Source organism: Janthinobacterium kochi (assembly GCF_051380715.1).
Taxonomy (GTDB): domain Bacteria; phylum Pseudomonadota; class Gammaproteobacteria; order Burkholderiales; family Burkholderiaceae_D; genus Janthinobacterium.
In genome coordinates, this window is the sequence record NZ_JBNYXO010000003.1 from 578,210 (window position 1) to 598,494 (window position 20,285).

18 protein-coding genes are annotated in these 20,285 nt (G+C 63.7%); 7 read left to right on the plus strand and 11 right to left on the minus strand.

All coding sequences use genetic code 11. From position 1 onward, the window contains the following. Window positions 1–34: 34 nt before the first annotated feature. The 4 genes from ACQ4WL_RS10125 to ACQ4WL_RS10140 all read right to left on the minus strand — a co-directional run bounded on the left by ACQ4WL_RS10125 (window position 35) and on the right by ACQ4WL_RS10140 (window position 2,745). Window positions 35–1,252 carry an MFS transporter gene (locus ACQ4WL_RS10125; RefSeq protein ID WP_100872860.1) on the minus strand — a complete coding sequence of 406 codons (1,218 nt, stop codon included), beginning with the start codon at window positions 1,250–1,252 and terminating at the stop codon, window positions 35–37. A gap of 376 nt (window positions 1,253–1,628) precedes the next feature. Continuing rightward, window positions 1,629–2,102 (minus strand): DUF6328 family protein, encoded by a 474-nt coding sequence (locus ACQ4WL_RS10130; protein WP_436509588.1) that lies wholly within the window; start codon window positions 2,100–2,102, stop codon window positions 1,629–1,631. A 73-nt stretch (window positions 2,103–2,175) separates the two neighbouring features. Then, the gene (locus ACQ4WL_RS10135) at window positions 2,176–2,388 is read right to left on the minus strand and encodes a hypothetical protein (RefSeq protein WP_436509589.1); all 213 of its coding nucleotides are present in this window, start codon (window positions 2,386–2,388) and stop codon (window positions 2,176–2,178) included. A gap of 144 nt (window positions 2,389–2,532) precedes the next feature. Further along, entirely contained in the window at window positions 2,533–2,745 is a 213-nt protein-coding gene (locus tag ACQ4WL_RS10140) for a hypothetical protein (RefSeq protein WP_034751103.1), read from the minus strand. Window positions 2,746–3,004: 259 nt separating this feature from the next. Between ACQ4WL_RS10140 and ACQ4WL_RS10145 the strand changes: the two genes are divergently transcribed. After that, a complete protein-coding gene (locus ACQ4WL_RS10145; protein ID WP_436509590.1) occupies window positions 3,005–3,424 on the plus strand; it encodes a YidB family protein in 420 nt (139 codons plus the stop codon). Window positions 3,425–3,477: 53 nt separating this feature from the next. On the opposite strand, the gene ACQ4WL_RS10150 is transcribed toward ACQ4WL_RS10145, so the two are convergent. Next, the gene (locus ACQ4WL_RS10150) at window positions 3,478–4,503 is read right to left on the minus strand and encodes a LacI family DNA-binding transcriptional regulator (RefSeq protein WP_436509591.1); all 1,026 of its coding nucleotides are present in this window, start codon (window positions 4,501–4,503) and stop codon (window positions 3,478–3,480) included. Window positions 4,504–4,752: 249 nt separating this feature from the next. Next, window positions 4,753–6,822, minus strand: a complete 2,070-nt coding sequence (locus ACQ4WL_RS10155; RefSeq protein ID WP_436509592.1) for an Ig-like domain-containing protein — start codon at window positions 6,820–6,822, stop codon at window positions 4,753–4,755. Between the two features lie 177 nt (window positions 6,823–6,999). Between ACQ4WL_RS10155 and ACQ4WL_RS10160 the strand changes: the two genes are divergently transcribed. The 5 genes from ACQ4WL_RS10160 to ACQ4WL_RS10180 all read left to right on the plus strand — a co-directional run bounded on the left by ACQ4WL_RS10160 (window position 7,000) and on the right by ACQ4WL_RS10180 (window position 11,551). After that, window positions 7,000–8,250 carry an Hsp70 family protein gene (locus ACQ4WL_RS10160; protein WP_436509593.1) on the plus strand — a complete coding sequence of 417 codons (1,251 nt, stop codon included), beginning with the start codon at window positions 7,000–7,002 and terminating at the stop codon, window positions 8,248–8,250. 38 nt (window positions 8,251–8,288) lie between these two features. Further along, complete coding sequence (locus ACQ4WL_RS10165; protein WP_436509594.1) at window positions 8,289–8,918, plus strand: 3'-5' exonuclease; 630 nt, start codon at window positions 8,289–8,291, stop codon at window positions 8,916–8,918. A gap of 207 nt (window positions 8,919–9,125) precedes the next feature. Beyond that, window positions 9,126–10,514 (plus strand): tetratricopeptide repeat protein, encoded by a 1,389-nt coding sequence (locus ACQ4WL_RS10170; RefSeq protein ID WP_436509595.1) that lies wholly within the window; start codon window positions 9,126–9,128, stop codon window positions 10,512–10,514. A gap of 120 nt (window positions 10,515–10,634) precedes the next feature. Further along, window positions 10,635–11,111 carry a DUF4262 domain-containing protein gene (locus ACQ4WL_RS10175; protein ID WP_436509596.1) on the plus strand — a complete coding sequence of 159 codons (477 nt, stop codon included), beginning with the start codon at window positions 10,635–10,637 and terminating at the stop codon, window positions 11,109–11,111. A gap of 14 nt (window positions 11,112–11,125) precedes the next feature. Beyond that, the gene (locus tag ACQ4WL_RS10180) at window positions 11,126–11,551 is read left to right on the plus strand and encodes a DUF6386 family protein (RefSeq protein ID WP_436509597.1); all 426 of its coding nucleotides are present in this window, start codon (window positions 11,126–11,128) and stop codon (window positions 11,549–11,551) included. Between the two features lie 44 nt (window positions 11,552–11,595). On the opposite strand, the gene ACQ4WL_RS10185 is transcribed toward ACQ4WL_RS10180, so the two are convergent. Next, window positions 11,596–13,383, minus strand: coding sequence for a GGDEF domain-containing protein (locus ACQ4WL_RS10185; protein ID WP_436509656.1), 1,788 nt, complete (start codon window positions 13,381–13,383; stop codon window positions 11,596–11,598). A gap of 416 nt (window positions 13,384–13,799) precedes the next feature. Here ACQ4WL_RS10185 and ACQ4WL_RS10190 point away from each other — a divergent pair, with 416 nt between their 5' ends. Further along, entirely contained in the window at window positions 13,800–15,989 is a 2,190-nt protein-coding gene (locus ACQ4WL_RS10190; RefSeq protein WP_436509598.1) for a prolyl oligopeptidase family serine peptidase, read from the plus strand. Between the two features lie 90 nt (window positions 15,990–16,079). Here ACQ4WL_RS10190 and ACQ4WL_RS10195 read toward each other — a convergent pair whose 3' ends face one another. From ACQ4WL_RS10195 to ACQ4WL_RS10210, 4 genes are read right to left on the minus strand one after another with little or no spacing between them, the layout of a single operon-like run. Next, complete coding sequence (locus tag ACQ4WL_RS10195) at window positions 16,080–16,976, minus strand: STM4011 family radical SAM protein (RefSeq protein ID WP_436509599.1); 897 nt, start codon at window positions 16,974–16,976, stop codon at window positions 16,080–16,082. Continuing rightward, window positions 16,970–18,349, minus strand: a complete 1,380-nt coding sequence (locus ACQ4WL_RS10200; RefSeq protein WP_436509600.1) for an STM4012 family radical SAM protein — start codon at window positions 18,347–18,349, stop codon at window positions 16,970–16,972. The genes ACQ4WL_RS10195 and ACQ4WL_RS10200 overlap by 7 nt, the downstream gene beginning before the upstream one ends. Next, window positions 18,346–19,194 carry an STM4013/SEN3800 family hydrolase gene (locus tag ACQ4WL_RS10205; RefSeq protein WP_436509601.1) on the minus strand — a complete coding sequence of 283 codons (849 nt, stop codon included), beginning with the start codon at window positions 19,192–19,194 and terminating at the stop codon, window positions 18,346–18,348. The genes ACQ4WL_RS10200 and ACQ4WL_RS10205 overlap by 4 nt, the downstream gene beginning before the upstream one ends. Next, window positions 19,187–20,275, minus strand: coding sequence for an STM4014 family protein (locus tag ACQ4WL_RS10210; protein WP_436509602.1), 1,089 nt, complete (start codon window positions 20,273–20,275; stop codon window positions 19,187–19,189). The genes ACQ4WL_RS10205 and ACQ4WL_RS10210 overlap by 8 nt, the downstream gene beginning before the upstream one ends. Window positions 20,276–20,285: the final 10 nt, after the last annotated feature.

Below are 20,285 nucleotides of genomic sequence, written 5' to 3' on the forward strand. Positions count from 1 at the left end.
GGCCGCCTGAGCAGGCCGCCGCTCGCTTACACGATCAAGCCGGCTGCGCGCCGCCCACATTACGGCTGCGGTTTTCCACCAGCACGGAAATGCCCAGCACGACGATGCCGCCGCAGGCCAGCATGGCGCCGACCCAGCCGGTCGAGCGCAAGCCCATGCCCATGGCGATGGCGATGCCACCGGCCCAGGCGCCCAGGGCGTTGGCGATGTTGAAGGCAGAATGGTTGAGGGCGGCAGCCACGGTTTGCGCGTCGCCGGCCACGTCCATCAAACGCGTTTGCACGGCGGGGGCGACGGCGATGCCAGCGCCGATGGCGAACAGGTTGATCGCCGTCAACCAGACATTGCTGCTGGTATAAGTAAACGCGGCCAGCGCAGCCACGTTCCACAGCAGCACGCCAAAGATGGTCCACAGGCGTGAGCGGTCGGCCAGCCAGCCGCCGATCAGATTGCCCAACGTCATGCCGACACCGATGATGGCCAGCAAGATCGAGATGACCAGCGGTGACACTTTCGTGATTTCCAGCAAGGTGGGCGTGATGAACGTGTAGACGGCGAACATGCCGCCGAAGCCGATCGCCACCATCAGCAGGGTCAGCCACACTTGCAGGCGGCGGAACACACCCAGTTCACGGCGCGGGCTCGAATCGCCGGCAGCGACCATGGGCACGAAGATCCGTACCATCAGCATGGTCAGCAAGCCCAGCGCGGCGACCAGCAAGAAGGCCGAGCGCCAGCCCAGAGTCTGGCCGATATACGTGGCCAGCGGCACGCCGAAGATGTTGGCCACGGTCAAGCCCATCAGGACACGGGCGACAGCTTGTCCCCGTTTGTCCGGTTCGGCCAGGGCGGCCGCCACCAGGGCTGCCACGCCAAAATACGCGCCATGGGGGATGCCGGCGACGAAGCGGGCGACGACCAGCAAGCCGTAGTTGGGGGCGATGGCGCTGAGCAAGTTGCCGCCAGCGAACATCAACATCAGGCAGATCAGCATCAAACGGCGCGGCATGCGCGCCAGGAAGATGGTGATTAATGGCGCGCCGATGACCACGCCCAGCGCGTAGGCGCTGATCATGTGGCTCATCTGCGGCAAGGTCGTGCCCAGGTCGTCGGCCACGACGGGCAAGATGCTCATGGACGCGAATTCGCCCGTGCCGATGGCGAGGCCGCCGATGGCGAGGGCCAGGTCGGCATAGCCAGCGCCAAAAGGCGCAGTGACGCGCGGAATCAGGGGATCTACGGATGCGTGCATGTTCTTGTTAGTTGGGTAAGGGATGACAGGGTGAAGACGCGTGCTGTGGCTCAGCCGCAGTGGTAGCAATGCGCTACCGGATGCGAAGTGAAGAAAGGCAAGGCGGAGTAGCAGCCCTGGCATTTCGGGCTGGAATAGCTGCCCACAGCCAACATTGTAAAAGATTCGGGCAAGTTCTGCCGGGAGGCGGCTAAAATCTGCTGCACTGCACACGACAGCGCTTGCCCTTGTTGTTAACGATAACACGGAATGCGCGCGAGTCCGCCACGGGGCAAGCGAAGAAAAGCCGACTATGGCTGGCGTGGCACAAGGTGAATTTGCGCCCGCCGCTGGAGATTTTCCGCGAAACCTTGCTGCAGCAGACGAGCGTAGCCGCCTAGATTTTTCTGGCGTGCTTCAAATGCAAGGGCAGCCACCACCACATGCAAATGATGAGTGAACCCATCAGCACGCAGGCGACGATGCCGGCGATGTGGCCGAACACTTCCGACATTACCAGATTGGTGCCGAGGATGAACGCCAGCGCCAGCGATAGCGCCCCCGCCATCATGATGCGGTCGGCCACGCGCTTGAAGCGCTCACGGTCTTGCAGGGGGCGCATCACGCGGTGCTGGATGGCTGGCGCGCTGAGCAGCACCAGGCTGGTCATGGAGAGGAAAAATGTCAGCAGGAAGACGATTTTTTCCGCCTGCACGATCTTCGCGAAGCCGCCGTTGAAGGGCAGGATGATGAGGAAGGCGGTGAGCATCTGCGCGCCCGGCAAGAGGATGCGCAATTCGCTGAGCAGGTCGGACAAATCGCCTTCGTCGCCTGGCTGGCCCTCTTCATCCTGGTATTGCGCGTGTGGCATGGGACCGTCCTTGTGGTGGTGATGGGGCCAGTCTACGCACAAGCGACCAGGCCGACTGTGGCCCGGCGCACCTTCAGTAGCATTGCGTGTAGCGTAGACGCAAGCGCTGCAAGGGTGGCGAGACGATGGGCGTGGCGCTGTGCGAGGTGTCAGGGCCGCACAGACCGCAACTGTGGCCGCAGCGGGCGCAGTCGCTGCAGTCCAGCGGCGTACCGGCCTGCAAGGCGGCGTAGGCTCGCGCGGCGGGCGGCGTGATGTTCAGCTGCACGACGTCGGGAGGAAACACAACGGGCAGGGCGCAGCAGACGATGGCCAGCGCGGCCGCGCCGCGCGCCAGCAGGGCGGCTTGCCAGTGGCTAGCCGGCCGGCGTGAAAAACCCGCCGACTGGGGCGGGCTGTGCCGGCGGGGTTGTCAAGGGCATGGCCCGGTCTATTCTTCCGTGTCGGCCAGGGTGACGATGGCGCGCGCCCACTTCGAGTATTTCAGGTTCGCCAGATCGCGCACGGTCTTGATATTGAACGCTTGCTTGAGCAGCTCCGCATCCTTCTCGCTCACACCTTGCAGCGCATCGACGGGCGCATCGGCGATTTCCTTGAATGTCTTTTTTTCGTAGGCTTTGTCTACCGCTTTATTGATGTTCATGTGTTGATACTCCTCAGTAAGTAGGAAAATAAATTTTACACGGTTTTGCGCACCGTCAATCTACGCTTGCATGTTGTGCTGAACTAAATATGATGGAGGTGGGGGTTCGACAGTGAGTCCGTCCACGCGTACGCCGCAAGATTGCAATTATAGCATTTCTATTATTCATAGGATAATGTTTTCCATGGCGCGGAATGGTCTGCGCCATGCCGGATGCCGCGGTCACGCGGCATGAATCGATAGCGTTCAGGAGAATACGATGAGTTTGCTAGACCAACTTGCAGGACAGGCGATGAGCGCTTTGGGCAACAAGGGTGCGGATGGGGAGGCGCCCTCGGGATTGATGGCCAGTGTGATGGACCTGGTCAACCAGCATGGCGGCTTGCCTGGCCTGCTGCAGAAATTCCAGGAAAGCGGCCTGGGCGACCAGGTGGCCAGCTGGATCGGTACCGGCGCCAATGCGCCCGTGTCCGGCGACCAGATCAAGGATGCGCTGGGCGCCGACACGATCACCCAGATCGCTGAAAAAGCGGGCGTCGCACCGGACGCGGCCTCGGGCGGCCTGGCAGCCTTGCTGCCCCAGCTGATCGACAAGCTGACGCCGAACGGTCAAGTACCAGAAGGCAATGACCTCGTCAGCCAGGGCTTGAATATGCTCAAGGGTAAGATCTTCGGTTGATACAGCCGATGCAACAACAAAAAACCTCGCAGCGATGCGAGGTTTTTTTGCTTTCAGGCGGCAGCCATCATGCCGAAACGCTGAGGTTCGCTGGTCAGCCTTGCCGTGCTCCCTTCCACCAGATACGAGCAATAGCGGCGCCGTTCGGCGATGCCGCCGCGCCGCTCCATCAGTTCGCCCAGCATGGCGACGGCGTCGGTGGCCATCTTTTGCACGGGCTGGCGCAGGGTGGTGATGTCGTAGCTGAGCCAGCCGGACGCTTCCAGCGCGTCGAAACCGGCCACCGACATTTGCAGCGGCACCTGGATGCCCATCTGGTGGCGCGCCGTGTCCAGGCAGCCGATGGCCATGATGTCGTTGCCGCAAATGACGGCGTCGGGCACGCGGCCCAGGCGGTCGATGACCTTGCGCAAGCCCCTTCCGCCGCTGGCGTAATCGTAGTTGCCGCTGACGACGATGGGCGCGGGCAAGCCCAGGATCAGCAAACGGTCGAGTACGCCGGCCTTGCGTTCCTGCGCCACGGCCGAGTCGCCGGGGCCGTCGATGACGGCGAACTGGCGGTGGCCCGCCTCGGCCAGGCGCGACACGAGCAGGCGCGCCGCTTCGGCCTGGTCGCACAGCACGGCATGCACGGCATGCTCGCGGGGGCTGCGATTGAACAGCACCAGTGGCACGTCGCGCCGGCCGAATTCGGCCATCTGCTCGTCCGACAGGCCGGCGGCCACGATGGCACCGTCGACCTGGTATTGCCACACATCGCTCAAGACTTTGCCGATGTCCGCTTCGCGCTCCAGGGTAAATAGCAATAAACGCTTGCCCTGGCGGGCGATTTGCTGGCTCAGGTCGGACAACACTTGTGGATAGTACAAATTGGCCAGGTTGGAAATGATGACGGCCACCAGGTTCGAGCGCCGCGTGATCAGGCTGCGCGCGGCTGCGTTAGGGATGTAGTCGAGGCTGATGGCCGCCTGCAGGACCTTGGCGTGGGTGGCGGGCGAGATGCTGGCGCCGGGCTTGAAGCAGCGCGACACGGCCGATTGCGACACGCCGGCCAGCAGGGCCACGTCATACGAGGTCACGCGCCGTCCAGCACCGGGAACGGCGTGGGTGGTGCTGGCTGTCCGGTCTACCGCATTCTTTTTTCGCATATTGGTCTGGCAAGCAAGCTGTCTCAAAGCATTCCTGCAGGCCCGGCCGCTTGTTGCGGCCTGGGCGGGCAGAACGAGCATAGCGTAAAAGATTGCCGCATGGCAAGACTGCATGTTTATTCACGTTTATTGCTTATGCCGCAAAAAATAGGACTGAATGGCAAGTGGTATGCCAGCTCCTCAATCGGCGCTGTCGCAGGGGCCGCTGCCATAGGGGCTGATGCGTCCTGGCGGGTCGACGCGGCGTACGCTGAAATCGCTGGGCAGGGTGGGCAACGGTAATTCCGCCGTGGCGCTCGCTTCCGTGCCACTGACGGTGCCGCGCACAGTCAGGGTCACGTGCACCCAGGAACCAATATTGCGTGGATAACTGACGGTGACGGTAGCCATGCCCAGTGCGTCGCTCAGGCCGCTGGCGCTGACGGTCAGAGGGATGCCCGGGTCGAGCACGCCATTGCCGTTGCGGTCGTAGGCGGCGTCAAAAATGCCGTTGCGCAAGACGTCTTCGTTGGCGCAGCTGTAGTGGGGCAGGGCCCGGCGCCAGACGCCCGTGTCGGGAAACTCGGGCTTGTCCGCTTCCCACACGTAATATCCCTTGGCATAGCGGCTGGGCCAGGCGGCGGCCGTGATGGCGACGCCAGGCACGGCGTTGCCGGCGCTGTCGGAAACGAACACGGCAAAGTCCTTCTGCAGCACGCTGGCCGAATACTCCCGCAGCAGGTTGCCCGTGCCCAGTTTGATCGACAGCGCTTGCCGCGCCACCGTCAGGCGCACGAGGGCTGTGGCCGCCGTTTGCGGTGCGCCCTCGATGCGGGCCTGGATCAGTACGCCGTCGCGGCCGCTATCGGCTGGCCCCGCCACGTAGCTGGCGCGGGCCAGACCGTCGCTACCCGTCAGTACCCGGCCCGCTTGCCGCAGGTAACCACCGCTGGGGTCGCTCAAGATGCTGAACAGTACGGGCGCGTTCTTGACCAGGTTGTTCGCCGCACCATCGCGCACCACGGCGCCGATGGTGCTGATACTGATACTGGTGCTGTCGTTGTCGGCCGATGCGCTCGTGTTGGCGCGCAGCACGGCCGGCTGCGCTTGCACGGCCAGCTTGCTGGCAGCGCTCAGGGGTGCGACGAATTCCAGCCGCGTCTGCGCCGTGGGCCCGCCCGCCACGGCGGCCGTGATGGTGGCCACGCCCGCGTTGGCCGACTGTACATAGCTGCGCGGCAAGTTGCCATTGCTGAAAATCAAGCTGGCGGGCAAGGCCTGGCTGCAGGCGCTGTCTGCAAACAGGCTGCCGCGCGAGGTGGACAGGCTGGCGCTGCCCGTTTGCGCCATGCCCGCCTTGTCGTAGCGGGCATCGATGGGTTGGCACGCCAGGGTGGCCACTTCCGGCAGCACGTCCGCGCCACTGGCGTCCTGGCCCACGGCCGGGCTCAGGCGCAGGTCGCTGCCGGCCACGGCATACGCTTGCGTGGCGGCGGCGCCCAGGGCGCTGACGGAGACGGCATCCTTACCCAGGCTGCCTGCCGTCAGGCGCAGCACCAACTGGCCTTGCGCATTGCTTTGCGCCGCGCCGCCATCTTTGATGCGCACGCCATTGCCGGCGCCCGTGCTGTAGGCGATGGCGGCGCCGGCCACGGGCCGCTTTGCCGAGTCGCGCACGGTGACGGTGAGGTCGGCGCCCTGGCCCAGCATCATTGCGGCCGGTCCCAGCAGTTCCACGGTACTGCCCGTGACCGCTACCGTGCCCTTGCCGCTGCGCGTGCCCACATTGGCCGTCACGGTGATGCTGCGGTTACTGTTCGCGCCACCCGTGCCCAGCAGGGCGCGCGCCTGGCCGTTCATGTCCGTCACGGCATCGACGCTGCCGAGGATGCCGGAATCGGTGACAAAGGAAATCGTTGCGTTTGGCAAGGCCCGGTTGGCGCCATCCTTGACGAGGGCCGTGACGGCCACTTCGCTGCCGGCCAGGCCCACCGAGGCCAGTTCCGTGCTGGAAAAGACCAGGTTGACGGCGCCGGCCAGGCTGGCAGGCTCGGGCGGCGTGACGGGCGGAATCACGGGTGGCGTCGCCGGCGGGATGACTGGCGGCACGATGGGCGGCAGCGGGCTGCCGCCGCAGCCTGTCGTGCTATGCAGCGAGCAGCCGCCGGACACCTGCGTATCGGTACCGCCTCCGCCGCCGCAGCCGGCGAGTGAAACGAAGAAGACAGCCAGCAAGGCAGCGGGCAGGTGGCGCAGGAGGGCGAGGGGCACGATGGGTCTCCGGGGGCTTGCCGAGTTGCTTGGCGTCAATCCCAAGAGTAGCTTTTGCACGCCGTCGCTACTTGATGCAAAGCAAGCTTGTTGTCTTGGTCGTGTCGGAAGTATTTTTCTGGTGCAATGGCGTGCGTTCTGATAAAATAACGCCCCTTTATTCAGGGAAGGGTCGACATGGCCAATGCTTGCGGCGTCGATTTCGGCACGTCAAATTCCACGGTAGGCTGGGCACGTCCCGGGCAGAGCACCATGCTCGGCCTGGAAGATGGCAAGACGACCTTACCGTCCGTTGTCTTCTTCAATGCGGAAGACGAGGAAGTCAGTTTTGGCCGCGCGGCGCTGGCCGGCTATCTGGCCGGCTACGAAGGGCGTTTGATGCGCTCGCTGAAAAGCTTGCTGGGCACCAGTCTCATCGACGGCCAGACGGAAGTGGGTGGCCGTGCGTTGCCATTCCGCCTGTTGCTGGCGCAATTCATTGGCGAAGTGAAACGCCGCGCCGAGCAGTCCGCCGGCCGCGAATTCTCGTCCGCCGTGTTTGGCCGTCCCGTCTTCTTTATCGACGACAATGCGCAGGCCGACCAGCTGGCGCAAGACACCCTGGCCGAAGTGGCCCGTTCCGTCGGCTTCAAGCATGTTGCCTTCCAGTTCGAGCCGATCGCCGCTGCGTTCGACTACGAGTCGCAGATCGACAAGGAAGAACTGGTGCTGATCGCCGACATCGGCGGCGGTACCTCCGACTTTTCGCTGGTGCGCCTGTCGCCGGCGCGGGCGAAAAAGGCCGAGCGGCGCGACGATATCCTCGCCACCGGCGGCGTGCACATCGGTGGCACGGACTTCGATAAATACCTGAGCCTGTCATCCGTCATGCCCCTGCTCGGCTATGGCAGCCGGTTGCATAACAATAGCGAAGTGCCATCCAGCTATTATTTCAACCTGGCGACCTGGCACACGATCAACCTGGCCTACACCAAGAAGATCTGGGTGCAGCTGGCCGACGTGTGCCGCGATGCGCGTGAGCAAGACAAAGTGAAACGTCTGCAAAAGCTGATCGACGAGCGCGCCGGCCACTGGCTGGCGATGAAAGTGGAAGAGGGCAAGATTGCCCTGTCCGACGCGGCCGAAGTGCAGCTGGAACTGGACCGTTTGTCGCCCGCGCACAGCCTGTTGCTGAAACGTACGCAATTCGACGAAGCCATCGGCCATTTGTGCGGTTCCGTGGAAGAAACCGTGCTGCGTTTGCTGCGGGACGCGGGCGTGGCGCCGGACGCCGTCGACACCGTGTTCTTCACCGGCGGCTCGAGCGGCGTGCGCTTGCTGCGCGAAAAGATCGCCGCCCTGGTGCCGGCCGCGCGCAAGGTCGAAGGCGACCTGTTCGGCAGTATCGGTGCGGGCCTGGCGCTGGACGCCGTGCGCAAGTTCGGCTAAGCTGACCCACCGCAGCATCGCAGAAAGAGCCTTACTTCATGAATGTGTTTGACAAACCGATCGTCATGATCGACTTCGAGACGACCGGACTGTCACCCGACATGGGCGACCGCATCACGGAAGTGGCTGCCTTGCGCATCGAGGGCGGGCAGATCACGGACCGCTATGTGACCCTGATCAACTGCAATGCGCGCATTCCCTCGTTCATCACGGGCTTGACGGGCATCACGCAGGCGATGGTGGACAAGGCGCCGCCCGTGGCCGAGGTGGTGCCGCAGTTGCTGGACTTCATCGGCAGCGATGCCTTGTCGGCGCACAATGCCAGCTTCGATGAAAAATTCCTGCGCGCGGAAAGCGCCAGGCTGAACCTGACGCCCGCACACCAGTCGCTCGTGTGCTCCCTGAAACTGTCGCGCCGCGTGTTTCCCGGTATGGCCAGCTACAAGCTGGGCTTGCTGTCGAGCCAGCTGGGCATCGCCTTCAAGAGCGCCGCCCACAGGGCCGAGTCGGATGCGGAAGTGGCGGCGCAAGTGCTGATACATATCGGCCGCCACCTGCGCAGCAACTACGGCATCGCCGACGTCGACGCCGACCTCCTGGTGTCGCTGAACAAGCTGGCCGCCGCGAAAGTGCCGCAATTCCTGCAAAAGCATCCGGCGCGCCGGTAATTGCTGCCGCATGCCAGTTTGGGTGTGCACTACCCCGCTTCACATCGAAGCTGGCTCATCAAAACGATATAATTATGTTATTTCGTTTGAGCCTGCTCAAGTCCTTCCCCCGCATCGAATTTAAAATTTAAGCAACACACGATTTCGCCGCCCTGGTCCGCCGTTTTGCGCGTGCTGCCGGCAAGCGCAATGTGGATGGGGGCGCACATGGACAAGCACCATACTGCCAGAGATAGCCACCAGGTGTATATCTGGTTCCGCACGGCTGCCGAGCAGGGCAATGCCTACGCCCAGTTCAACCTGGGATTGATGTACAAAAAGGGCGAAGGCGTGGCGCAGGACGATGCGCGCGCCTTTGTCTGGCTACGCCTGGCAGCGCTGCAAGGGCTCGCTTATGCGCAGAACCACCTGGGCGCCCTGTATTACCACGGCCGGGGCGTGGCGCAGAGCGACGAAGACGCCGTGCTGTGGTTTCGCCGCGCGGCCGCTCAGGGCGATGCCTCGGCCCAGCAAAACCTGGGGCAGATGTACCGCAAGGGGCGCGGTGTGCTGCAGAGCGACGAGCTGGCCCTGGCGTGGTTTTACCGCGCCTCAGAGCAGGGCGTGGCCAGCGCGCAATCGCTGCTGGGTGTAGCGTATGCCCAGGGGCTGGGAGCGAAAAAGAACGATGCGCTGGCCCTGGCCTGGTTCCGCAAGGCAGCCTTGCAGGGCGATGCGCAGGCGCAGCTGAACCTGGGGCTCGTCTACAAGCGGGGCCAGGGCGTGGTGCAAAGCGATGCGCAGGCGCTGGCCTGGTTCCGCCAGGCCGCTGCCCAGGGCTTGGCCGTGGCGCAGCGGCAACTTGGCGTGGCCTATGCGGAAGGCCTGGGCGTGGTGCCCGACCAGTTGCGCGCCTATGCCTGGCTGCAGCGGGCGGCCGAGCAGGATGACGCCGACGCCCAGTTCAACCTGGGCCTGATGCTGGCGCGCGGCCAGGGCGTGGACCAGGACGAGGCGCGTGCCGTGGCCTGGTACCGGCGCGCCGCCCTGCAGGGCCATTGCATGGCGCAATACAATCTGGGCGGCATGTTTGCGGGCGGGCGCGGCATCGCCCGCGACTTGCAGCAGGCGCTGGACTGGTATGCCAGGGCGGCAGCGCAGGGCGCGTCGAATGCGCAGTTCAACCTCGGTGTGATGTATGCCAATGGCCAGGGCGTGGCGCGCGACGATGTGTGCGCCGTGCGCTGGTACCGCACGGCGGCAGAGCAGGGAGATGCCAGCGCGCAAAACAATCTGGGCGTCATGTATGCGAACGGCCATGGCGTACCGCAAGACGATGACCTGGCCGTGCAATGGTATGCGCGCGCGGCCGGCCAGGGCCATGCGCTGGCGCAGTACAACCTGGGCGGCATGTATAACAGCGGGCGCGGCGTGGAGAAGGATTTTCTCAGCGGCTACATGTGGCTGGCGCTGGCGGCCGAGGGCGGCGATAGCGGGGCCACCCGTGCCAGGGAAGCGGCTGCCGCCAGGCTGGAGTCGGCACAGCTGCAAGAGGCGCAGCAGCGCATGCGGCAATGGCACCAGGGGCGTTCCCCGCCGCTGCCGCTGCCAGACTGAAGCACCAGCACCGTGCGCGCAGGGACGCGCGCTGCATGCGATAATTGCTTACAGGCATGGAATGCATATCGCGCATCGTGCGCGCGCAGCGCGAGTTTTTGGCACAGTGAAAGGTGGAACATGGTAAGGCAGGCAGGCGAGGATGCATCCGAGCAAAAAGTCATCGACGACATCGCCACGCATGGCTGGCATGGCGTCCATATCAGTGCTGACGAAGAAGGACCGGGTTATGCCTTCACGATAGGCGCTGGCCACAGCTTTGGCCAACCTGAATTTCTCATCATGGGCTTGCCGCGCGCCATGGCCCACCAGATACTCGACGTGGCGCTGGACGCCGTGCGCAGCGGCGCCATCACGGATTTCACGGCTACCACGGACGCCTTGCTGGAAGGCCATCCGTGCGCCTTCGTGCGCGTGCCCGTCGAGCAATACCGCAACCACGTCGGCTATGCGCGCTGGTATTACCAGGGCGATGATTTTACGCTGTACCAGATCGTCTGGCCGTCGCGCGACGGCCATTTCCCGTGGCAGGCGCAAGCCAGTGCGCAGTACGTGCAGAGTCAGCCTCTGCTGGGGCCGGCGCCGCTGGCCGCATGATGGCAGACACGTCCGTGAGAATTGTGACGGGCACGGCAACCCTGTGCATGTTCGACCCGGCGCTCTTGCGTCACAGGCTGGACGATGACTGCGACTGGTGGAGCATCCCCGGCGCGGAACTGGCGGCCGTGAATGCGGGGCAGGTGGCGTTTTTCAACGTGGGCGGCGACGGCGCGTATGACCTGGTATTGCACGCAGAACTTGCCGAGCCGCACGTGAGCGTGCATCTGGCCGTCGTCTCGGGCCGCGTCTTCATCGGTGCCGGAGAAGACGTCACGGGCGGTGGTCTGGAACCGGACACGGCATACGGCGGCCTGTTCGTGGATGCGCCCGTGGGCGGCTGCCGCGTGCTAGCGCGCCGCGATGGCGGCCTGATCAGCCTGGCATTCGTGCCCGATGCGCTCAGCAGCAATGCATTTGGCGACCTCGTGCGTATTTGATCGTGCACCGCTGATCCCATTCAGTCTCTTGCTATCGACCCTGGCTAGGCATCCATGCGCACCACGCCCGTACCTTGCCGCCGGTCCAGGAACAGGCTGTTGCCGTGGATTTTCTTCGCCTGCTTCTTCGCTTCGGCCGCCTGCGTGGCAATTTGATGGTGCGTGTAGTACTGGTGCGCCTCGACCTTGATGACGCCCAAGGATAGGCTGATCAATGAATAAAACACTTTCTTGCCTTGCCGGTCTTCGCTGATGTAGCCGCCCCGTTCGCAGTCGCCCGTGCTGTAGTAGGCGAGGATGGCGGCCGCGAAGTCGTCCAGCATGGCCTGGCAGCGCGTTTCCCAGTCTTCGCTCTGGAACAGGATCATGAAATCGTCGCCGCCGATGTGGCCGATGAAGTCGCGGTTCGGGTCGCAATGGCCGCTGAGGATTTCTCCCGTCAACTGGATCACGTCGTCGCCCTTGCGGTAGCCGTATACATCGTTGAAGGGCTTGAAGTGGTCGAGGTCGCAATAGCAGACCCAGAAGCGGCTACCGCTGTGCAGCAGGCGGTCGATATGCTCGTTGATGGGCACGTTGCCGGGCAGTTGCGTGAGCGGGTTGGCATAACGGGCCGCATTGATCTGCATCTGCGTGATTTCGCGCATCAGGTCGTGGCCCGTGCCCATGCCCAGGTAGCGCCCGTGCTCGGTAATGATGAAGCCGTTGAACAGGTGGTGGGCATCCGACTGCACCATGGTGTAGCTGAGTTCCTGCAAGCTCGTCTCGTGGTCGGCAATGAGGGGCGTGGCATCCATGAACAGGCTGCATGATTTCTTGCCATACAGTTCACGCTGGTAGGGGCGGGCGAAGTGGTCGATCATTTCGAAGCGGCTGATCAGGCCCAGCGGCACGCCGTCATCGACGACGGGGATGATCATCAGCTTCGGGTCCTTCAGGAAGATGTCGTACACCTCGTTATTGTTTTTCTCCGGCGAAACGGCCGCTACCTGATGCAGCAGCTTGCGGATGCTGGCGCCATTCTTTTCCAGGCTGCTGCGCTGCGGATACACGGCCACGCCGTTGCGCCCCAGCGCTTGCACCACTTCGGCCGGCAGGGCGCGCGCCGGCACCGCGTTGGGCCGGCCCAGGTGATAGCCTTGTCCGAAGGCCACGCCCAGGTCGCGCAAGACCAGCAATTCCGTCTGCGCCTCGATGCCTTCGGCGATCACCAGGGTGCCCGATTTTTCCGCGATTTCCTGGATCGAGCGCACGAACTGCAGTTTCACAGGGTCGTTATTGATACCCTGGATGAAATGCATGTCGATTTTCACGTATTCTGGGCGCAATTCCGACCACAGGCGCAGGCTGGAAAAGCCTTCGCCCAGGTCGTCGATGGCGATTTGAAAACCCATGTTGCGGTAATGCAGCACCGCTTCGCGCATCAGTTCGTAATCGTAGGTGGGCTGGTTTTCCGTCAGCTCGATGATGACACGGTCCGGGTTGATGCCGATATGTTCGATGTATTCCAGGGTTTCGCCATGGCGGGCATTGCGCAGCAGCAGGCATTCGGGGCTGACGTTGAGAAACAGCTTGCCCGGCAGCTGCAGTTCGGCAAAGCGCTCGAGCACCACTTGCCGGCACAGGTGCTCCACTTCCAGGGTCAGGTCATGCGCGCGCGCCACCTTGAACAGATTCATCGGCGCGTGCAGGGGGCTGTCTGACGGCCCCCGTATCAAGCCTTCGTAGCCGATGATGTCGCCGCTGTGCATGTGGATGATGGGCTGGAACAGCGCGCTGAGCTTGCGGCCTGCCAGGATGTCGTGCAAGGCATCCGTCCCTTCGATGGCCATGGATGCCGATGGCGGCTTCAGGTAAGCCACATTCGATGGCATCGGGCCGGGCGGCGCGACGGTGGCGGTAGGGAGGGCGAGAGTGTGCATAGGCGGATGTGGCGGCACGGCCTCTGGACGGGCCATGAACATGTTGCCGATAGTAAAGAAGATTTATGACGGCTTGATGAAACGTATTAGCTTTTGATAATGTTTCTTGCCTGCCCGTCAGTTTGCCGATCCTCGCCAAAAACGTGATTTACCACGGTGATTCATGTAGATTGTCCAAACAAAAGACGGCAAATCCATCAGATAACTGTGCTTTAAAAGTGGCAATCCGCGCTATGATTTCTCTTGGCGAAAGTCAACATGGGCAGCCGCGACACGTGTTTGAACGGCCTGCTTTCCTCGACATCCAACAATGAGACAAACAACCCATGCAATTACGTAGTGCAACCCTCATATTCAGCTTGCTGGCCGCTTTCGGTGGCAATGCCATGGCACAGTCCGCACCAGCCTGCCCGGCGGGCGACGGCGCTCCCATGACGTATCCGCTCAGCAAAAAAGTCGATCAGCAAGACAGCTATTTCGGCACCACCATCGCCGATCCGTACCGCTGGCTGGAAGACGCCAACAGCGCGGAAACGGGCGAATGGGTGGTGGCGCAAAACAAGCTGACGCAGTCGTACCTGGGCACCATCCCCGAGCGCGCCGCGATCAAGCAGCGCCTGACCAAGCTGTGGAATTATGAGCGTTTCTCTACGCCAACGAAGCAGGGCGGCCGTTACTTCTATAGCCGCAACGACGGCTTGCAGAACCAGGCCGTGCTGTACACGGTGAAGAAACTGACGGACGAGCCACGTCTGCTGCTCGATCCGAACACCCTGTCCACCGATGGCACGGTGGCGCTGGCCGGCACTTCGATCAGCCCGAACGGCAAATACCTGGCGTATGCCACGTCTGCTTCCGGTTCCGACTGGAACGAGTGGAAAGTGCGCGATATCGAATCGGGCAAGGATTTGACGGACCACATCAAGTGGGCCAAGTTCTCGGGCGCCTCGTGGGCCAAGGACAACAAGGGTTTCTTCTACAGCCGCTATGACGCGCCGAATGAAGCGACCAAGCTGGCCGATATCAATTACTTCCAGAAATTGTATTTCCACAAAATCGGCACGCCGCAAAGCGATGACGTGCTGGTCTTCGACCGTCCCGACCAGAAGGAATGGGCGTTTGGCGGCAGCGTCGTCAGCGATGACGGCAATTACCTCATCATCACCGCTTCGCAAGGCACGGAACGCAAGAACCGCGTCTTTTACAAGGACTTGCGCCAGAAGAACGCCAAGGTGGTGGGCTTGCTGGAAGCGTTCGATGCTTCGTACTCCTTCATCGATAATGACGGCCCCGTGTTCTTCTTCAAGACGGATAACAAGGCGCCGAAATCGCGCGTGATCGCCATCGATACGCGCAAACCGGCACCTGCCGACTGGAAGGAAATCGTGCCGCAAAGCGCGGAAACCCTGGTTGCCGTCAACCTGATCAACAACCAGTTGGTGCTCGATTACTTGAAAGATGCGCAAACGCAAATCAAGATCGTCGACCTGAACGGCAAACTGGTGCGCGAAGTGGCCTTGCCGGGCATCGGTTCGGCGGGCGGCTTTGCCGGCAAGCGTGGCGACACCGAAACGTTCTATTCGTTTACCAGTTTTACGACGCCAGCGACCATCTACCGCTACGACATGAAATCGGGCAAGAGCAGCGTGTACCGCCAGCCGAAGGTCGATTTCGACCCGAATGCCTTTGAAACGCGCCAGCAATTCTTCACCAGCCGCGACGGCACCAAGGTGCCGATGTTCATCGTCTCGAAAAAAGGCATGAAGCTCGATGGCACGAACCCGACCTATCTGTACGGCTATGGCGGCTTCAATATTTCGCTGACGCCGAGCTTCTCCGTGGCCAATCTTGCCTGGGTGGAAATGGGCGGCGTCTACGTGATGGCCAACCTGCGCGGCGGCGGCGAATACGGTGAAGCCTGGCACCAGGCTGGTACCAAGCTGAACAAGCAAAACGTGTTCGACGACTTTATCGGCGCGGCGCAATGGCTGGTGGACAACAAGGTCACCTCGCCATCGAAACTGGCGATCGGCGGCGGCAGCAATGGCGGCCTGCTGGTGGGCGCGGCCATGACGCAGCGTCCCGACCTGTTCGCCGCAGCGATTCCGCAAGTGGGCGTGCTCGACATGTTGCGCTTCCACAAGTTCACCGTGGGCTGGGGCTGGGTACCTGACTACGGCTCGTCGGACGACGCCGAGCAGTTCAAGGCGCTGGTGAAATACTCGCCACTGCACAACCTGAAGGCGGGCGGCTGCTATCCGGCCACCATGATCACGACGGCCGACCACGACGACCGCGTCGTGCCTGCCCACAGCTTCAAGTTCGCCGCCGCCGCGCAGGCAGCGCAAGGCGGCGCGGCCCCCGTGCTGATCCGCATCGACAGCAAGGCGGGCCATGGCGCCGGCAAGCCGACGACCAAGCAGATCGAAGAAGTGGCCGACCGCTGGGGTTTCCTCAGCCGTTCCTTGAAGATGACGCCGATAGTGGCGGAGCCGGCCAAGGTGGCGGCGCAGTAAAGCGCGGTAGGTCGGATTAGCGCGGCATCGCCGCGCGTAATCCGACACCGCCTGCGCAAACAATGTGTCGGATTACGCGGCGTGCCGCCGCTAATCCGACCTACTCCGACTAATTCGACCTACAGTCACAATCCTCGCCAGCACCCCCTCCCCAAATACCGCCTGAAATGGCAAATCCTTGCGCTGCGCATAGCCGATGTAACAATCGCACTTGAAGCGCGGGCAGCGGCGTTCCTGCAGCATGTCTTCCAGTGTATCCACGTACAGGTTGCCCAGCCGCTCGGGCACGAAATGGCAGCGCGCCAATTCGCCATCGCCATCGACAGACAGCGACGCTTCGCCCGCCAGGCACGGTTTGCCGCGTGAGGGCGATGGGCGGCGGTTTTGCGCGAACCACGGGTCGATGGCGTCGAGCCAGGTCAGGTCTTGCTCGCTGTAGTAGTGGGGGCCACGGCGGTCGTAGGCATTCAGCCACAGGTAGACGTGCGCCGGCAGGGCCGCGCGCAGGGCGCGGATCGCCTCCAAGTGCTCGGTCATGGCGACGACGCCGATGGAATAGCGCACGCCCATGGCGTCCAGGCGCGCGCAGCGTTCGAGAAAACGCGCCAGTGTCGTCTGGTCCGGGTGGTAGGTGCACCACAAGCCGATTTTTTCCAGCCCGTCCATGTTATCCAGCCAGCCCAAGGGGCCGGACAGATTCGTTTGCAGCGCCACCTGGCGCACGTGGGGCAGGCTGGCCAGGGTTTGCATGGCCGCGCGGTAGTGGCGCCGCACCAGCGCTTCGCCCCAGGGCGTAAACAGGACGCTGATGGCCCGGTCCTGCGCCGCCACCCAGCCGGTAAAACGCGCCACTTCGCGCGCGTCGCGGGCCAGTGCGGCGCGGCTGTCGCGCTTCTTGGCAAACGGGCAGTAGCCGCAGGCGTAATTGCAGCTCGAGAGCGTACCGCGGTACAGCAGGGACAGCGTGTTTGTCGGCGTTGTCAGCACGCCTGGCCGCCTTCGGCCATCAGCGCACGCACCGTATCGGAGGCCAGCCACGGGCCGATGGTGTCGGCGTAGCTGTAGCCCCGGTCGTTCAGGCGCAGCAGCGCGCCATCCTCCTGCACCAATTCCAGCGCATGCAGCTCGGCCAGCTGCGGCAAGTCTGCTTCGCAGCGCGTGCCGAAGCGTGCCGTGTAGGCGTCGCGGTCCAGGCCAGGTTCGGTCAGCAGCGACTGGATCACGTAGCGGCGGCGCTGTTCTGCATCGTCGAGCACATACCCATGTTCGGCCTGCGCAAAGCGTGCTTCATCCAGTGCAAGGTAGTTGTCGATGATGCCGATGGTCTCAGTTCTCGCCACCGCATACTCGCTCGAATAGTGCAGGCGCGAAGTGTAGGAGCGGGCGCCCGCGCCCAGGCCCAGCATGCCGTCGTTCTGGCAGCAGTACGAAGGTCCGTTCTGCTCAGGCGCATGGGGCGCGCGGAACATGCGCATCGACACCTGCTCGTAACCCTGGGCGCGCAAGTGGTCGCGCGCGGCCGCGTACAGGGCCAAACGGCTGTCGCCGCCCTGCGCCAGCATGATGGGGTTGAGTGATTGCGCGCCCTGGCGGCGCGCCACCTTGCCAAGACCCGTCTGTTCGCGCACGTACAGCGGATACAGGTAGATTTCCTCGGGCCGGAAAGCTAGCGCGCTGTCGATGGAGGCCAGCAGGCTGGCGATGGTTTGCCCCGCGATGCCGTAGATCAGGTCCAGGTTCAGGGTGGGAAAGCCGGCTGCGCGTATCAGGCCGATGGCGTGCTGCACGGTGGCGTTTTGCTGGGGGCGTGCCAGCGCGCGCATCTCACCGGCGGCAAAGCTCTGGATGCCCAGGCTGACCCGGTCGATGCCGTGCGCGCGGCACACGGCCAGGCGCTCAAACGTGATGGTTTCGGGCGACGCTTCGATGCCGGCCGGCGTTTGTTGCAGGTCGATGCCGAGGATATCGCGCGCGCCGCACAGCAAGGTATCGAGCTGCGCGGGCGACAGATAGGTGGGCGTGCCGCCGCCCAGCGCGAAGCGGGCGAAGTGCCGTTCGCCCAGCGCGCCGGCCAGGGCGCGCATCTGTACCAGCACTTGCTGCACATAGCGCTCGACCATGTCCGCACTGGGACGGGCCATGGCGAACAGGTTGCAAAAGCCGCAGCGCATTTCGCAAAACGGAATATGGATATACGCGAACAGGGCGGAGCGGTCTTGCTGCGCCCACAGGGGGGCCAGCGGCGCCGCCTGCGGCAAGGCGCGGTAGGCCGCTTTGTGCGGGTACGAGTAGGAGTACGCCTGGTAGGGCGTGTGGCGCATGCGCTGCGCCAGGGTGCCTGGTTGTTCGGCTGGATTCACGGTGGGGACTCCTTGGGAGGTGTATCGGTATCGGGGGCGATAAAAAAGTGCGCATACGGCACGTTCCACACGCTGTCGTGGGCGACTCTATGGCCGCGGTAGCCGTCTTCGCCATATGCGCTGCCGTGATCCGAGCAGACGATGGCAAACGTGGGCGCGCGCGCGGCGCAGACTTCAAACAGCGGCGCCAGTGCGCCATCCACATAGCGCAGGGCCGCCGCATGGCTGTCCAGACAGTCGGCGCGGCAGCCGGGCAGGTAGGCGCGGTTCGGCGTGTGCAGGGCGGCCACGTTGATGAACAAAAAGGTGCGCTGGTCGCCGTCTGCCAGGCGGGCTATGGCCAGCGCCACCTGCTGTTGCGTCGAATGGCGGCTGGCCACGCCCATGCCCGCGCTCCAGTGGCTTTCCTGGAACAGCGAAGGCAGCACGCAGCCCAGCGCGGTTTGCTTGTTGAAGAAGCCCACGCCGCCGATGCAGAGGGTGCGGTAGCCACGTGCGGCCAGCGCGGCGGGAAGGTCCGCTTGCTCGAACGCAAACGTGTGCTTTGAAGTCGTTTCGCTGCCGGCGAAGGCGGAAGCGAACAGGCGCGGATGGCGGCCCGGCGCGGCTGGCGTGGGCAAAAATCCGGCAAAGAAAGCCTGGTGCGCCGCATACGTAAACGTGGCGGGCGAGTGGCGCCGTTCCCAGCCACCGGGCGGCAGGAAGCGCCCCAGCACGGGCAGTTCGCCTGCCTCGTACAGCGCTTGCGCCACGTCATAGCGCAGGGTGTCGAGCGTGATGAAGACGATGTCGTGGCTGCCCACGATGGCGCGCATGTCGGGGATGGCCGGTGTGTCTTTAAACATGGGTCAGTTGTGCTGCGTAAGTGCCTGCGCCTTGCCATAACAAGCCGGGCAGCAGGTCGCCGAAGGCATTCGCTTCCAGCACATGCGCCTGGCCCTGGCGTACCACGAGGTCGTAGCCCGTCACGTGGCTGTGGGGGAAGGCGCGCGCGGCCAGGACGGCGGTTTTCTCCAGTGCCTGCATGTCGGCAGTGTTCAGGAGGCCGGCCGCGTCGCCGCGCCGGTTGTCGAGGTGCAGATTGGTCATCATCTGGTCGCCGATGCGCGCCACCCGGTGCGCAGGCTGGCCCGCCAGGGTCACGACGCGCAGATCGTAATGGCTGTCGCCGCAGCGCGGCTTGTTCAGCCACGCTTCCGCGTACAGTTCCTGGGCGGCCAGCGCGTCGACGAGGGTGGCGATGTCGTGCTGCGTCTCGTAGCGCGCCATGTGCTTGACGTTGAACAAACGTGTCTGGCCCTCTGCCCGCGATAAGGTGGCCGAGGTGGTGGCTTGCTGGCGCCCGGTTTTGTTCCTGCGGTAGGCGACGACACCGGACGCGGACGAGCCGTAGCGCGGTTTCAGGTATACGCGGTCGACGTCATGCTGGTGTAGCAGCGACTGCAAATGTTCGTAGCCATGCACGGGTCCAAGCAGGGCAGGAATAGGCACGCCATGCACGGCCAGGTGGCGCTGGCACGCCAGCTTGTCCGTCATGAGGCTGATCTCGGCCGGCGCATTGAGCACGCGTGCCTGCGGCAGGGCCGCCAGTTGGGAGGCCAGTGACTGCATGGACGCCGCAAAACCGGCAAACCAGGCATCCATGGCCAGCAGTTCGCCATGCGCGGGCGCATCGATCAGCGGACGGTCCAGCAAACGGCAGCCCGCATCGAGCAACAGCAGGTGGGCGGCAGGATCGTCGCCGGGCGGCTCGATCTTCAACAGGCAGGGTTGGCGCAATGCCTCATCCAGTAGCGCCGGCTGCGCCAGCCAGTCGCGCCATTCCAGTACTTGCGCGGGCGGCAGGCGCAGTTGCGCGCGCGCCGCCTGCATCAGGCGCACGCGCTTGCTGCCGGCGGTGGCCAGCAGGGTGAGAGGTATCAGCAAAGGATAAAAC

Excerpts from the sequence above, each read along its gene's own strand:
- ACQ4WL_RS10125 (WP_100872860.1), bottom strand. The coding sequence starts at position 1,252 with ATGCACGCATCCGTAGATCCCCTGATTCCGCGCGTCACTGCGCCTTTT.
- ACQ4WL_RS10130 (WP_436509588.1), bottom strand. The coding sequence starts at position 2,102 with ATGCCACACGCGCAATACCAGGATGAAGAGGGCCAGCCAGGCGACGAA.
- ACQ4WL_RS10140 (WP_034751103.1), bottom strand. The coding sequence starts at position 2,745 with ATGAACATCAATAAAGCGGTAGACAAAGCCTACGAAAAAAAGACATTC.
- ACQ4WL_RS10145 (WP_436509590.1), top strand. The coding sequence starts at position 3,005 with ATGAGTTTGCTAGACCAACTTGCAGGACAGGCGATGAGCGCTTTGGGC.
- ACQ4WL_RS10160 (WP_436509593.1), top strand. The coding sequence starts at position 7,000 with ATGGCCAATGCTTGCGGCGTCGATTTCGGCACGTCAAATTCCACGGTA.
- ACQ4WL_RS10165 (WP_436509594.1), top strand. The coding sequence starts at position 8,289 with ATGAATGTGTTTGACAAACCGATCGTCATGATCGACTTCGAGACGACC.
- ACQ4WL_RS10170 (WP_436509595.1), top strand. The coding sequence starts at position 9,126 with ATGGACAAGCACCATACTGCCAGAGATAGCCACCAGGTGTATATCTGG.
- ACQ4WL_RS10175 (WP_436509596.1), top strand. The coding sequence starts at position 10,635 with ATGGTAAGGCAGGCAGGCGAGGATGCATCCGAGCAAAAAGTCATCGAC.
- ACQ4WL_RS10185 (WP_436509656.1), bottom strand. The coding sequence starts at position 13,383 with ATGGCCATCGAAGGGACGGATGCCTTGCACGACATCCTGGCAGGCCGC.
- ACQ4WL_RS10190 (WP_436509598.1), top strand. The coding sequence starts at position 13,800 with ATGCAATTACGTAGTGCAACCCTCATATTCAGCTTGCTGGCCGCTTTC.
- ACQ4WL_RS10205 (WP_436509601.1), bottom strand. The coding sequence starts at position 19,194 with ATGTTTAAAGACACACCGGCCATCCCCGACATGCGCGCCATCGTGGGC.